Below are 14279 nucleotides of genomic sequence, written 5' to 3' on the forward strand. Positions count from 1 at the left end.
TTTATGCAAATCCGTTAAGCGATACAGAGCACAGAACACACCTCTTTCAGCCACATGAATCACATCCGGTACATACTTATGGGTGGTAAAACATAAAAGGCGCAATGCTAATAAGGCACTGCGGGTACGGTTATCGGAACTGAGAACATGACAAGCAGGCTAACTTATGGCTAAGAATACTATCTGTCTTTGGTACGACCATGACGCGGAAGCCGCCGCTCATTTCTATGCTGCAACCTTTCCAGACAGCAGCGTAGGTGCAGTTATCCCCGCCCCCGGCGACTATCCGGATGGAAAAGCTGGAGACACAATCGTTGTCGAGTTTGTCGTTGCGGGTGTGTCATGCATCGGCCTCAACGGCGGACCACATTTCAAACATAGCGAAGCTTTTTCCTTCCAGATTTCGACAGAAGATCAGGCAGAAACGGATCGCTACTGGAACGCAATTGTCGACAACGGTGGTCAGGAAAGCGAATGCGGCTGGTGCAAAGATAAATGGGGTATTAGCTGGCAAATCACCCCGCGCGTGCTGACCGAAGCTTTGGCTACAGGCGGAGACACTGCCAGGCGCGCGTTTGAAGCGATGATGACGATGAAGAAAATAGACGTTGCTGCAATCAAAACGGCGATACATAGCTGATAAGTCTGAGTTAATACATGATCACTACGGGCCTTTTGGCCCGTATCTTTCTCCTGAATACCACCCCATTTCGATTCCCATCCCCCAACTATCCTTCCCCAAAATTCATCTAAAAACATAAACGCATTAGCGATAATTTTTAATTCTTTTATCTAATTCTCGCCATTAGAAATACTGCTCCTATCAAAAATACTGGAGCACTCATCATGGTAGCGAAACGACATTCTCTCTGGCTGGCAGCACTAGCCCTTATCGCAACGCCGGTCTTCGCGGTGGATGTCACCGTGGCGTATCAAACATCCGCTGAACCCGCCAAAGTCGCGCAGGCTGATAACGCTTTTGCCAAAGATAGCGGCGCAAAAGTGGAATGGCGTAAGTTCGACAGCGGCGCAAGTGTTGTGCGTGCGTTGGCATCGGGCGATGTACAGATTGGCAATATCGGCTCCAGCCCGCTTGCGGTGGCAGCAAGCCAAAAAGTGCCTATCGAAGTGTTCCTGCTCGCCTCGCAGTTAGGTAACTCCGAAGCGCTGGTTGTAAAGAAAGGCATCACCAACCCGAAAGATTTGATTGGCAAGCGTATTGCCGTGCCGTTCATTTCCACCACGCATTACAGCCTGCTGGCAGCACTCAAACACTGGGGAATAAAACCCGGCCAGGTTGAAATTCTGAACCTTCAGCCACCGGCAATAATTGCCGCCTGGCAGCGCGGTGATATCGACGGAGCATATGTCTGGGCACCGGCGGTCAACGAGCTGGAGAAAGATGGCACTGTGTTGACCGACTCCGCGCAAGTGGGCAAATGGGGCGCGCCAACGTTGGATGTTTGGGTAGTGCGTAAAGATTTCGCGCAGCAGCATCCGGAAGTGGTGGAAGCCTTTGCTAAAAGCGCTCTCGCTGCCCAGAAAAGCTATATCGATAACCCTGATGAATGGCTGAAGCAGCCGGACAACCTGAGCAAACTCTCTCGTCTGAGTGGCGTGCCAGAAAGCGACGTTCCGGTACTGGTGAAGGGTAATACCTACCTCACCGCCAGCCAGCAAACTGAGCAGCTCAGTGGCCCGGTAAATAAAGCGATTGTCGACACCGCGCAGTTCCTGAAAGCGCAGGGTAAAGTCCCGGCGGTGGAAACGGATTATAGCCAATTCGTCACCGACCGTTTCGTGAAAACGCTGGCGCAGTAAGGAGTTAGCCATGTTACAGGTTTCGCATTTAAGCGCAGATTACGACGGAAAAACCGTTCTTAATGATATCAATCTGACGGTGGACGAGGGCGAGTTGATGGTGGTCCTGGGCCCGTCCGGTTGTGGGAAAACTACGCTGCTAAACCTGATTGCGGGTTTTGTTCCTTACCACTCAGGCAATATTACGCTTGCGGGTAAACAGGTTACGGGGCCAGGCGCTGAGCGCGGTGTGGTGTTCCAGCATGAAGGATTGCTACCGTGGCGCACGGTACTGGATAACGTCGCGTTTGGCCTGCAACTTGCCGGGCAGTCGAGGCCGCAGCGTGAGGAAATTGCCCTCGATATGTTGCGCAAAGTGGGTCTGGAAGATAAGGCGAAACGTGCCATCTGGCAACTCTCTGGCGGGCAGCGCCAGCGCGTGGGAATTGCTCGCGCACTCGCCACTCGTCCGCAACTTTTATTGCTCGATGAACCCTTTGGAGCTTTGGATGCATTCACCCGCGAGCAGATGCAGACACTGTTACTAAAACTCTGGCATGAAAGCCGCCGTCAGGTGCTGCTGATTACACATGATATTGAAGAAGCGGTTTTCCTGGCGACCGAACTGGTGCTGCTTTCTCCTGGGCCTGGGCGCGTGCTGGAACGTTTGCCGCTTGATTTTGGCCGTCGATTCACGGAAGGCGAGCCATGCCGCAGCATCAAATCCGACCCTGAATTTATCGCGAAGCGTGAGTACGTGCTGAGCCGGGTGTTTGAACAACGCGAGGGCTTTTTATGAGCATCGTTATTCAGGATAAAGCCCGCCGCACTCGGCTGGCATTGCGTTGGCCGTTCTCGCGCCAGCTTACGCTAAGCCTTGCGACGCTCACCGCCATCATTTTGTTGTGGTGGTGGGTTGCGGCTGAGCAGTGGATTAGCCCGCTGTTTTTACCACCTCCAGGCCAGGTGCTGACAAAACTGATTAGCATCGCCGGGCCGCAAGGTTTTATGGATGCCACGCTCTGGCAGCATCTTGCCGCAAGCCTGTTGCGCATTCTTACCGCGTTGCTGGCGGCGGTGCTGATAGGCATTCCGGTCGGCATTGCGATGGGGCTTAGCCCAACGGTGCGCGGCATTCTCGACCCGTTAATTGAGTTATATCGCCCGGTGCCGCCACTGGCTTATCTGCCGCTGATGGTGATTTGGTTTGGCATCGGGGAGACATCGAAAATCTTGCTGATTTACCTGGCGATATTCGCGCCGGTTGCGATGTCAACGATGGCTGGCGTGCGCAGTGCGAAACAGGTACGCGTTCGGGCAGCCGAAGCACTAGGCGCATCACGCCTGCAGGTGGTCTGGCATGTGATTTTACCCGGCGCGCTGCCAGAAATTCTGACCGGTTTCCGTATCGGGCTTGGCGTTGGCTGGTCAACCCTGGTCGCGGCTGAACTTATCGCCGCCACACGTGGATTAGGTTTTATGGTTCAGTCCGCCGGTGAATTTCTGGCAACTGACGTAGTGATTGCAGGTATCGGCGTGATTGCAGTTATCGCATTTTGTTTAGAACTGGGTTTACGCGCCTTGCAGCGCCGCTTAACCCCATGGCATGGAGAAGGGCAATGAGTGAAAAAGTGAATATTTTGCCGTTGGGGCCATACATTGGCGCGCAGGTGACTGGTGTCACGCTGAGCCGCGGTTTGACCGATAACCAGTTTGAGCAGATTTATCACGCGTTAATCCGCCATCAGGTGTTGTTCCTGCGCGACCAGCCGATTACGCCAGCTCAACAGCGTACACTGGCGCAGCGGTTTGGCGATCTGCATATCCACCCGGTTTATCCGCATGCGCAAGGCGTGGAAGAGATTATCGTGCTGGATACGCACAACGATAACCCGCCTGATAACGATAACTGGCACACCGATGTGACGTTTATCGAAACGCCGCCAGCCGGTGCGATACTGGCAGCAAAACAGTTGCCAGAATTTGGTGGTGATACATTGTGGACCAGTGGCATTGCCGCATTCGAGGCACTTTCAGAACCGTTCAAGCGCTTGCTCTCAGGGCTGAAGGCAGAACATGATTTCCGCAAATCATTCCCGGAGTATAAACATCTCGATAGCGAAGAAGAGCATCAGCGCTGGCGCGAAGCCGTAGTCAAAAATCCTCCGCTACTGCATCCGGTGATTCGAACACATCCGGTAAGTGGCAAGCAGGCGCTGTTTGTGAATGAAGGATTCACAACGCGGATTGTCGACCTCTCTCAAAAAGAGAGTGATGCGCTGCTCTCATTCCTTTTCGCGCATATTACAAAACCCGAGTTCCAGGTGCGCTGGCGTTGGCAGGAAAATGACATTGCCATCTGGGATAACCGAGTCACGCAGCATTATGCGAACGCCGATTATCTTCCGGCTCGACGCATCATGCATCGTGCGACGATTTTAGGGGACAAGCCTTTCTGGCGCGGATAATGCGATTTTCAGGGTGGCAATGCGCCACCCAAAATCCTTACTTCACGCGCACTTTCGTGGCGACTAACAATGCTGTTAACAACATTAAACTGCCTGACAGGACTAATGGTGAAAGCAGGCCGAGATTATCCAACGCCAGGCCGCCAATCGCGGCACCACAGGTATTTGCCAGTTGAATGACAGCGACCTGAATCGACCCTGCTTTTTCTGCCTGATCCGAAAGTGAGCGGGTGATCCAGGTTGACCATCCAACTGGAATCAGAGCAAAGGCGAAGCCCCAGATAATGGCGATAGCAGAAGCAACAATTTTATCCGAACCCCACAATACCAGCGTGATTGCGCTCAATGCCAGAATCAGCGGTGCGATAGCCAGAGCCGCTTTCAGCGAGCGTCTGAGAAATACTGCTGAAAGTGAAGTGCCGACAAAACTAGCGATACCAAAACTTAACAGCACCAGCGTTAGACCGTCGACGTCGAATCCGGCCAGCGTCGTATAAACAGGGCGAATATAAGTGAAGAAGGCAAACTGGCCTGCAAAAGCAGTAAAAATAGCGGCCATACCTGCCAGCACGCCAGGGCGTTTAAGCAGGCCAAACATATTTTGCTTCTTTTGCGTCGTTTCGCCAGGCAGCGACGGTAGCGCTTTCCATACCCAAATAATGCAGGCCACACCCATCAACGCAGCGCCGTTAAATACATTACGCCAGCCGATAATCCCCCCCAGGAAACTACCTAACGGGGCGGCGATCACCAGCGCGATGGACACCGCGCCAAAGATAACCGACAGCGCCTTTGGCACCGTGCGCGCTGGAACCAGACGCATAGTTAAGGAGGCAGACATCGCCCAAAAACCACCTAGCGCAACCCCCAGACAGGCGCGGCCAATCAACAGCATCGTGAAGTTTTCAGCAAACGAAACCAACAGGCAGGAGAGGGTCAGCAGGATGGCAAACAGAAACACCACAAAGCGGCGGTCGGTTGAACGAATAACGCTTGTGACAAAGAGACTGGCAAACATCGCGACAAAAGCGGTGACCGTAACGGATTGCCCGGCAACACCTTCGGATATTCCCAGTTCTTGTGCCATTGGTGTTAGCAGACTGACAGGCAAAAACTCCACGGTAATCAAACATGCCACGCAAAATGCTACGGCAAATACCGCTGACCAATTAGGCCGCGTGACGGCCCTCGGTTCGTTTATCCCATCTATATGCTCACTCATTATGCTCACTCATTTTTCCACCCGGCACGATTTTCAATTTAGCCGCGTAGTGTAGCACCGTAAGTGTGACGCATTTAACGTTTTGGCAACTTTTTCGCAGTCATCTAAAAATCCAGCTCAAGGGCAAAACACAGATATGCCATCAGCGGTGCACAAAACTGAAATTGCTCAGTGCAAAAATTGATAGCACCTGGTTTGCATAGCTCTTCAAAATCGATATTTTTGACGGCGATAAAGTCTTTACGTTTCAATTCAGTTAATAGGGGATGCGTTTTTTCATAACCCTTTGGCGGGCGAATTAAACTATCCCCATCCATGATAAAACCATGGTCTTGCAGTGTTTTTAACGCCTTTTGATACGCGTTAGGATTTTCATCAATACAGGCTCTAATTGCATTTAAAGCTTTTGACTCCGGATGCCAGATACCCGCGGCAATAAAGCAACCTTCCTCAGCAATATGCAGATAAAATCCTGGGGCATGGACATCCTTCCCCTGGAAATGACGAAACTGGATGCCAACATTAGTTTTGTAGGGTGTTTTATCTTTGCTGAAACGGCTGTCCCGCTGAGGGCGCATAAGACTGCCACCGACTTTTTTCGGCACGGCAGTGAGCTTCGATGAAATGGCAAGAATACCGGGCTGCATCTGCTCGATAAACCGCAGGGCAGGGGTTCTGACAACATGCTCGTATTCATCCTGATGGTCTTTAAACCAATCACGCGAATTGTTTTGCGCGAGCTTGTTCAGGAATTGCAGGCTTTCCGGGCTAAAAGTAGTACCTGCCAAATTTGGAGTTTTAAGTGTTTTAGTCGCCATTACCGATGAACCTTTATTAGTAGCAATAGTACGGATGTTAGCAGAGTCTTAGTATTCTAAATACTGATGATTTGAATCAGTTAGTAGGTTTTTAATTTATTAAATAATTTTAATTTATTGTTTATTGGCTAATTCATTATGTATTTATATTAATAATGAAAAAATTATTTCATTTTATTTCATTACTTCAAAAATACCTTCGAGAAATCTTTTTCAAAACGATATAAATCAATGTAGTGAGATATAAAATGACTTATATGTAAGCGCATCTATTCTTCACATTCCCGGCTTCATTAATGTCTAATATTAATTTTTCTCAAACGGCTGCCTTTATTTGGTCAGTCGCTGATTTGCTTCGTGGTGATTTTAAGCAGTCCCAGTATGGGCGCGTAATTCTTCCTTTTACTTTGCTACGCCGACTTGAGTGTGTTTTGGCACTCAGCAAAGATGCGGTGGTTGAGGAAGCACAGAAGCTGAAGGCCAGCCCATTACCGGAAGAAGGGCGAGAGAAGTTTCTATTACGTGCAACCAAAGGCTTATCATTCTTTAATACCTCACCGATGGATCTCGATAAAATGGGGCAGAATGACATTAAAGAAAACCTGGAAAACTATATTCAATGTTTCTCAAAGGATGCGCGTGAAATCTTTGAGTACTTCAAATTCAGCGAATTTATAGGCCTGCTGGATGATGCAAACCTGCTGTTTAAAATCGTTAAAAAATTCGCGACTACCGACCTGAGCCCGAAAGCCATTTCTAATCATGAAATGGGCCTGGTGTTTGAAGAGTTAATCCGCCGTTTTGCTGAGAGTTCAAACGAGACGGCCGGGGAGCACTTTACCCCACGCGATATCGTGCGCTTAACCACTTCGCTGGTGTTTATGGAAGATGATGAAGCGTTGTCGAAAGACGGCATCATCCGCACCATTTACGACCCGACCGCCGGTACCGGTGGCTTCCTCTCTTCTGGCATGGAATACGTGCACGAACTGAACCCAAAAGCGGTGATGCGTGCATTTGGCCAGGAGCTGAACCCGGAATCTTACGCCATCTGTAAAGCCGATATGCTGATCAAAGGCCAGGACGTTAGCCGCATCAAGCTGGGCAACACGCTTTCCAACGATCAGCTCCCGCAGGACCAGTTCGACTACATGCTTTCTAACCCGCCGTTTGGCGTGGACTGGAAAAAAATCGAAGGCGAGATTAACGACGAGCACCAGCAAAAAGGCTTTAACGGGCGCTTTGGTCCTGGCCTGCCGCGTGTGTCTGATGGCTCGCTGCTGTTCCTGATGCACTTAATCAGCAAAATGCGTGATAGCAGCAATGGTGGGCGTATCGGGATTATCCTCAACGGTTCACCACTGTTTACCGGTGGGGCGGGTAGCGGTGAGAGCGAAATCCGCCGTTATATTCTGGAAGCCGATTTGCTGGAAGGCATTGTCGCGCTGCCGACGGATATGTTCTACAACACCGGCATCGCGACTTACGTATGGATTTTATCGAATAAGAAAGCCCCGGAGCGTAAGGGCAAAGTTCAGCTGATTGATGGCACCAATCTGTGCGGCAAAATGCGTAAGTCTTTAGGCTCCAAGCGTAATCTGATGGGCGAGGATGATATTAAGCTTATCACCCGTACCTTTGGTGAGTTTGAGGTGGTGGATGCGACTTCTCTTGAAGAGTTGGGGCTGGAGAAAGCGCCGGAGCAAAAATCTAACCGTGGCCGCCAGTCTGCAACTGCCAAAACCGAAGCACCGAAAACCTTCGCCAGCAAAATCTTTAACAGTACTGATTTTGGTTACCGTCGCCTGACCATTGAGCGCCCGCTGCGTTTGTCCGCACAGGTGACCGATGAAGCGATTGCCACTCTGCGCTTTGCCACCAAACCACTGAATGCACCGATGGAACGTTTATACGAAGAGTTCTCCGCACAGTGGCAAGACGAAAACTACGGCGACTTTATTGATATCGAAGTTGAAGCCCGTGCGATTATCAAAGCTGAATTTGCCGAGCTGAAAGAGAAGCAGATTAAAGACCTGCTGGATAGCAAACTGTGGCTGGCTCAGCGTGCATTGATGAATAAGGCGCAGCAAATCCAGACGGCGTTGGGCGCTAAGGCTGGTGGTCAAGCGCAAGTGAGTGATGACTTTAATGAGTTCCAGTTAACACTCAAAGGTGCGATTAAAACCGCTGGCGTTAAGCTGGATACCAAAGAGAACAAACAGTTTATCGACTCCATCACCACGAAAAACCCAGCCGCCGAACCGGTAGTGAAAAAGGTGCTGAAAGAAACCGCCCAACCACTATATGGATCGTATGAATACCTGGGAAAAGTGGTGGAGTTCGAGCAGGATGGCGATCTGCGTGATAACGAAAATGTGCCACTAAACCCTGCTATTGCCACCAGCGTTCTGATTGAGAACTACTTTAAAGCCGAAGTCTTACCGCATGTTCCCGATGCCTGGATCAACGCCGATAAGCGCGATGCCAAAGACAGCGAAGTGGGGATAGTTGGTTATGAAATTCCATTTAACCGTCATTTCTATATTTATCAGCCACCTCGCCCGCTGGAAGACATTGATGCCGATCTGGATGCCGTAAGCTCTGAGATTATGAAGCTGCTGCAGGAGGTACACTCCTGATGACTAAATATAAGGCGTATCCGGAATATAAGGATTCTGGGGTTGAGTGGTTGGGGGACGTGCCTAATCACTGGAAAACTATAGCTATATCTAGATTGTTTTCTAGGACTAAGCGTACCGGTTATACAGAGAAAGAATTATTATCTGTTTATCGAGACTATGGTGTGATACCTAAATCTAGCAGAGGTGATAATAATAACAAACCGTCAGAGGATTTATCACCTTATCAATTAGTGCGACATAATGATTTGGTAATGAATAAAATGAAGGCCTGGCAAGGCTCCATTGCGATTTCGGAATGTGAAGGGATTGTTAGCCCTGCTTATTTTGTTTACCAACCAAACAAAATTCTTTTTGAATTGGCTCATCCACGATATGTTCATTATTTGTTGCGTAATCCAATTTATGTTACCCAATATTTAAGTCGTTCTAAGGGCATACGGGTAAATCAATGGGATTTAGACCCTGATGAGTTCAGAAAAATTGAATTGCTGCTGCCTACTAAGTCTGAACAGGCAAAAATATATAGTTTCCTCGATCACGACACCGCAAAAATCGATAACCTGATCGAGAAGCAGCAGCAACTGATTGAACTGCTAAAAGAAAAACGTCAGGCAGTGATTAGCCATGCTGTGACTAAAGGGCTAAACCCTGATGTGCCGATGAAAGACTCTGGTGTTGAGTGGTTGGGATTAATATCGGGATGTTGCAGTCTAACTAAATTAAAATATCTCGTGTTTTTGAAGACGGTAAAATTAATTGATAATAATAGTCAGTATGTTGGCATGGAAAATATCTCAAGCGGCACTGGGCAGTTCTTGACTAAAGATGAATTAATTCCTGAAGGTGCTTCAATTTCATTTGGTTGTGGTGATGTTCTTTTTGGGAAACTACGCCCTTATTTGGCGAAGTCTTGGTTAGCCACATTCTCGGGTGTATGTTCTTCTGAGTTTTTAGTCTTGCATACTAGGGTATTGCATCCTAAGTTTTTAAATTATTACCTTTTGACGAACGAATTTATTAAACAAGTAGATTCCTCTACATACGGTTCTAAAATGCCAAGGGCAAATTGGGATTTTATTGGTCAACTGCCTGTACCAACTTGGTCATATGAAGAGTCAGAAGCTATTGCAGCATATCTAGATAGTATTACTTTTAAACTAGACAATTTGCTTGAGAAGCAATATCAACAAGTAAGATTTCTCCAGGAACGCCGCACCGCCCTTATCTCCGCAGCTGTCACCGGCAAAATCGATGTACGCGATTGGGTTGCACCAGACACCAGCGAAGTTGAGGAATCACAGGAGGCTACCGCATGAGTATGGACACCACCAAAGAGCTCATTTTCCAGGATGAAATGATAGCTCAGATGGAAGATAAAGGCTGGACTCGTGGCAAAGCTGATGGCTACGACCGCGAACGTGCCTTGTACTCGCAGGATGTCATCGCCTTTGTGCAAAATACTCAGCCGCTGGAGTGGGAAAAATTTTCTAAGATTTACCCCAGCGATACCGAGCGCCATTTCCTTGACTTGCTGGTGGCCCAACTTAAAAAAGCCGATAACAACGCCACAGACCAGCTATCGCGCACTTACGGCACGCTGGGCGTATTGCGTCACGGTATCAAAAGCCACAATGCCCGTTTTTCGCTATGCCAGTTTAAACCCGAGCATAATCTCAACCCGGAAACTCTGGCGCGCTATAAACAGAATATCTGCCGTGTGGTGCCGGAACTGGTTTACAGCCCGTATGCCACCAAAGCGGCATTGGATGAAGCGGGTTCAGTAGCCAAGAAATGGCGTATCGATCTGGTGCTGTTTATCAACGGCCTGCCGATTGCCACGCTTGAGCTGAAATCAGAATTCAAGCAAGCGGTACATAACGCGATCAAACAATATAAGAAAACGCGTTTGCCGAAAGACCCGCTAACCAACAAGCCTGAGCCGCTGCTCACCTTCAAACGTGGCGCACTGGTGCATTTTGCCGTCAGCCAGTATGAAGTGTTTATGGCCACCAAACTGACGGGGGATGACACCTTTTTCCTGCCGTTTAACAAAGGCACCAAAGAAGGCGGCGCGGGTAACGCAACGCCCGAGAATGCAAACGAATACGCCACCAGCTATTTGTGGAATGAAGTTCTGCTGCCAGACAACCTGCTGAAAATCCTTGCCAGTTTTGTGCACCTGCAAATCGAAGAGAAAGAGGACTGGAATGGGCTGAAAGTTAAAAAAGAAAGCCTGATCTTCCCGCGTTACCATCAGTGGGATGTGGTGAATAAACTGATTAGCGCCGCTGCGGTAGAAGGCACTGGCCATAAATACTTGATTCAACACAGCGCCGGTTCCGGTAAATCTAACTCTATCGCATGGACTGCCCACCAGCTTTCCCGTCTCTATGATGGGAAAGGCGAGAAGCAATTCCATTCGGTCATTGTGGTCACTGACCGCACCGTGCTGGATGACCAACTCCAGGACACCATTTACCAGTTTGAACATGCGGATGGTGTTGTCGGGCGCATTAACAATAAAGAAGGCGATGGCTCAAAATCAGAAAAGCTCGCCAGCGCGCTGGAAAACTCGCAGCCAATAATCATCGTGACGATTCAGACCTTCCCAAATTTACTTAAATCCATCGAAAATAGTCTTAGCCTCAAACAGCGTAAATATGCGGTCATCGCCGATGAAGCGCACTCATCGCAAAGCGGAGCGACGGCACGCCAGCTTAAAGAAGTGCTGATGTCTGAGGAAGTGGATGACGATGTAGTGTTGTCGTCGGAAGATATTCTGGATGCGACCATCGCCGCACGTAAAAACAGCAGCAATCTTAACTACTATGCGTTTACCGCCACGCCAAAAGCTAAAACTCTGGAGCTGTTTGGCCGCCGTCCTAATCCTCTCGAACCCGCATCAAAAACCAATAAACCGGAAGCTTTCCACGTTTACTCCATGCGCCAGGCCATCGAAGAAGGCTTTATTCTTGATGTGCTGAAGAACTACACCAACTACAAAGTGGCGTATAAGTTGCTGCAAAAACTGGATGACCCTGACCGGGAAGTGGACAGCAAAAAAGCCAAAATCAAACTGAACCAGTGGGTCGTGCTGCACGAACACAACGTGTCGCAAAAAGTAAAAGTGATTGTTGAGCACTACCGCAAACATGTGATGCATTTACTGGGTGGGCAGGCCAAGGCAATGGTCGTCACCAGTTCTCGCAAAGCCGCGGTGCGCTACAAACTGGCATTTGATAAATACATTGCGGAGAACAACTACCCGAAGATTAAAGCTATGGTCGCGTTTTCTGGCGAAGTAGAATTCTTCGAAAGTGATCCTAACGGCCTAGCGCTGCTGAATAAGAAGTTTACCGAAACCAATATGAATCCAGGACTGAAAGGCCGGGATATGCGCAAAGCCTTCGATAGCGATGATTATCAGGTAATGCTGGTGGCGAATAAGTTCCAGACCGGTTTTGACCAACCGAAGTTGTGTGCCATGTATGTGGATAAAAAACTGGGTGGCGTGGAGTGCGTACAGACGTTATCTCGTTTGAACCGCACCTATCCGGGTAAAGCGCAGTCGGGCACCTTCGTACTTGATTTCTGGAACGAACCCGAGGAAGTTCTGGGCGCATTCCAGCCATACTACCAAACAGCAGAACTGACCGATGTCAGCGATCCACAACTGGTCTTTGAGCTGTTCCAGAAGCTGCGCACCAGCGGTATTTTCCAGTGGAATGAAGTCGAGCAATTCTGTGACGCCTTCTTCACTAAAAACAAATCTAACGCCGCGATAAGCAATATCTGCAAACCTGCCGTTGAGCGCTGGAAGAAGCGTTATACCTCCGCTGTTGAGGCTTATAAGCTGGCAAAAGAAATCTTTGAACGCACGAAAAAGACTAACGATACCGTGCTTATCACCAACGCGGAAAACAGCTTCAAAGACTGCAAACAAGAGAAAGACAAGCTGGATATCTTCAAGAAAGATCTCGGCAGTTTTGTACGCTTCTATGAGTTTATGTCGCAAATCGTTGAGTACGATGACAAAGAACTGGAAAAACTCAGCCTGTTAGCCCGCCATTTGCGTCCGTTACTGCATGAGCAGCGCATTGAAGAAGACGAGATTGATTTAAGCAATGTGGAGATGAGCCATTACCGCTTATCAAAACTCCACGAGCAGCATCTCAAGCTTCAGGAAGATGCCGAAGAGTACAAAATCGAGCCGGGCAATGACATTGGTACAGCCAAGCCGAAGGATAAGAAAGAAGAGTTTCTGTCGAATATTTTGTTACGCCTGAACGACCTGTTTATTACTGATAACCTCAGCGACAAAGACATGATCAACTATGCCTTGACCGTGCGCGACAAGTTATCGGAAAACCAGGCTGTCATGACGCAGATTGCCAATAACACCCGTGAGCAAGCCATGCTGGGGGATCTCCCTAAAGCGATTGATGACGCTGTGATGGACAGCAACGACGCCCAGCAAGAGATGATGATGCAGTACCTGTCTAACCCAGAACTGGCAAAAGGGTTTGCGCGGGTAGTGTTTGATATGTTGAAAGGGGCATAGTTTTTTAGCTGGCCAGGAGTGGGGATGCATTGTCGGGAATGGAACACCGGTAAAATGTACCCCCATCTGCAGTGGCAGACCCGAAACCATCAGCCCATTCCCCGTATGAATAAATGGGCTGGGAAAAGTGTAGCGGTATCAGGAACAGTTTTTAGGACCAATTTAGTATCTGGTTTTTTTCTATCACCACAGTTTTAACGGCTAATTTCGGTGCATGTATTCCTTGTAGTGTGTAACCGTAGTTGGGGCGTAATCCCGCCTGATTTGGATAAATCAGCTGCATCAAGGCGGGGAAAACTACCGTTTACAGCTTTAAGCGCTAAACTTTTCTGCAAAATTCCACCAGCAAAGAGGGGAATAGTTATGGGAAGGAAACCTGACTCGGCAGATATGGCGGGGAAAATGCAAGCCTACAGAGAGGCAAGGCTTAGGATGAAAGCCAGGGAGCTAGCGGCGCGAGACGGCATATCCTTTGAGGAGGCTCTAGCCATTATCAGGCGGCGGCGAGAAGAAATTAAAGACGCTGTGGGGATGATTAGCAAAAAAGCCAACAAGACCAAAAAGCCCAAAGGGAAAACCAGCGGCGTTCTAGTCTACGGCTCTGTGCTTGCGGGGTTATCCGGTGTCACCAGCCCGCGCACTTGGAAGAAAACAAAATAATTATATCTTTTCGAGTCTGCCAGCAGTTGAGGCCAAAAATTCCAACCTGTAAAAGACTCAGGCCACCAGTACTGGTAGTTCAGCTTTTAAAAATGTCACTGTAAGAAT

The 14279-nt window shown here is 48.9% G+C and carries 11 protein-coding genes; 9 read left to right on the plus strand and 2 right to left on the minus strand.

Annotation, left to right across the window (positions count from 1 at the left end; genetic code table 11):
- The first annotated feature begins 166 nt into the window (after positions 1–166).
- The 5 genes from GBAG_RS02355 (at position 167) to tauD (ending at position 4268) form a co-directional block, all read left to right on the plus strand.
- Positions 167–640 (plus strand): VOC family protein, encoded by a 474-nt coding sequence (locus GBAG_RS02355; protein ID WP_034493164.1) that lies wholly within the window; start codon positions 167–169, stop codon positions 638–640.
- A 206-nt stretch (positions 641–846) separates the two neighbouring features.
- The gene (gene tauA, locus GBAG_RS02360; protein WP_034493165.1) at positions 847–1821 is read left to right on the plus strand and encodes a taurine ABC transporter substrate-binding protein; all 975 of its coding nucleotides are present in this window, start codon (positions 847–849) and stop codon (positions 1819–1821) included.
- Between the two features lie 10 nt (positions 1822–1831).
- Complete coding sequence (tauB, locus tag GBAG_RS02365) at positions 1832–2599, plus strand: taurine ABC transporter ATP-binding subunit (protein WP_034493166.1); 768 nt, start codon at positions 1832–1834, stop codon at positions 2597–2599.
- Positions 2596–3423: a taurine ABC transporter permease TauC gene (tauC, locus tag GBAG_RS02370; protein WP_034493167.1), complete on the plus strand. Its 828-nt coding sequence runs from the start codon at positions 2596–2598 to the stop codon at positions 3421–3423. Before tauB ends, tauC begins: the two co-directional genes overlap by 4 nt.
- Positions 3420–4268, plus strand: a complete 849-nt coding sequence (gene tauD, locus GBAG_RS02375; RefSeq protein ID WP_034493169.1) for a taurine dioxygenase — start codon at positions 3420–3422, stop codon at positions 4266–4268. Before tauC ends, tauD begins: the two co-directional genes overlap by 4 nt.
- A 37-nt stretch (positions 4269–4305) precedes the next feature.
- Here tauD and nepI read toward each other — a convergent pair whose 3' ends face one another.
- Together nepI and GBAG_RS02385 are read right to left on the minus strand one after the other, a co-directional pair.
- Positions 4306–5490, minus strand: coding sequence for a purine ribonucleoside efflux pump NepI (gene nepI, locus GBAG_RS02380; protein ID WP_034493172.1), 1185 nt, complete (start codon positions 5488–5490; stop codon positions 4306–4308).
- 104 nt (positions 5491–5594) lie between these two features.
- Positions 5595–6308 (minus strand): DUF2461 domain-containing protein, encoded by a 714-nt coding sequence (locus tag GBAG_RS02385; protein WP_034493174.1) that lies wholly within the window; start codon positions 6306–6308, stop codon positions 5595–5597.
- Between the two features lie 296 nt (positions 6309–6604).
- On the opposite strand from GBAG_RS02385, the gene GBAG_RS02390 reads away from it, so the two are divergent.
- The 4 genes from GBAG_RS02390 (at position 6605) to GBAG_RS02405 (ending at position 14171) form a co-directional block, all read left to right on the plus strand.
- Positions 6605–8947: a type I restriction-modification system subunit M gene (locus GBAG_RS02390; RefSeq protein ID WP_034493177.1), complete on the plus strand. Its 2343-nt coding sequence runs from the start codon at positions 6605–6607 to the stop codon at positions 8945–8947.
- Entirely contained in the window at positions 8947–10266 is a 1320-nt protein-coding gene (locus GBAG_RS02395) for a restriction endonuclease subunit S (RefSeq protein ID WP_034493179.1), read from the plus strand. Before GBAG_RS02390 ends, GBAG_RS02395 begins: the two co-directional genes overlap by 1 nt.
- A complete protein-coding gene (locus tag GBAG_RS02400; protein WP_034493181.1) occupies positions 10263–13511 on the plus strand; it encodes a type I restriction endonuclease subunit R in 3249 nt (1082 codons plus the stop codon). The genes GBAG_RS02395 and GBAG_RS02400 overlap by 4 nt, the downstream gene beginning before the upstream one ends.
- A 363-nt stretch (positions 13512–13874) precedes the next feature.
- Positions 13875–14171 carry a hypothetical protein gene (locus GBAG_RS02405; protein ID WP_034493183.1) on the plus strand — a complete coding sequence of 99 codons (297 nt, stop codon included), beginning with the start codon at positions 13875–13877 and terminating at the stop codon, positions 14169–14171.
- The last annotated feature ends 108 nt before the right edge of the window (positions 14172–14279 follow it).

Source organism: Buttiauxella agrestis ATCC 33320, from assembly GCF_000735355.1.
Taxonomy (GTDB): domain Bacteria; phylum Pseudomonadota; class Gammaproteobacteria; order Enterobacterales; family Enterobacteriaceae; genus Buttiauxella; species Buttiauxella agrestis.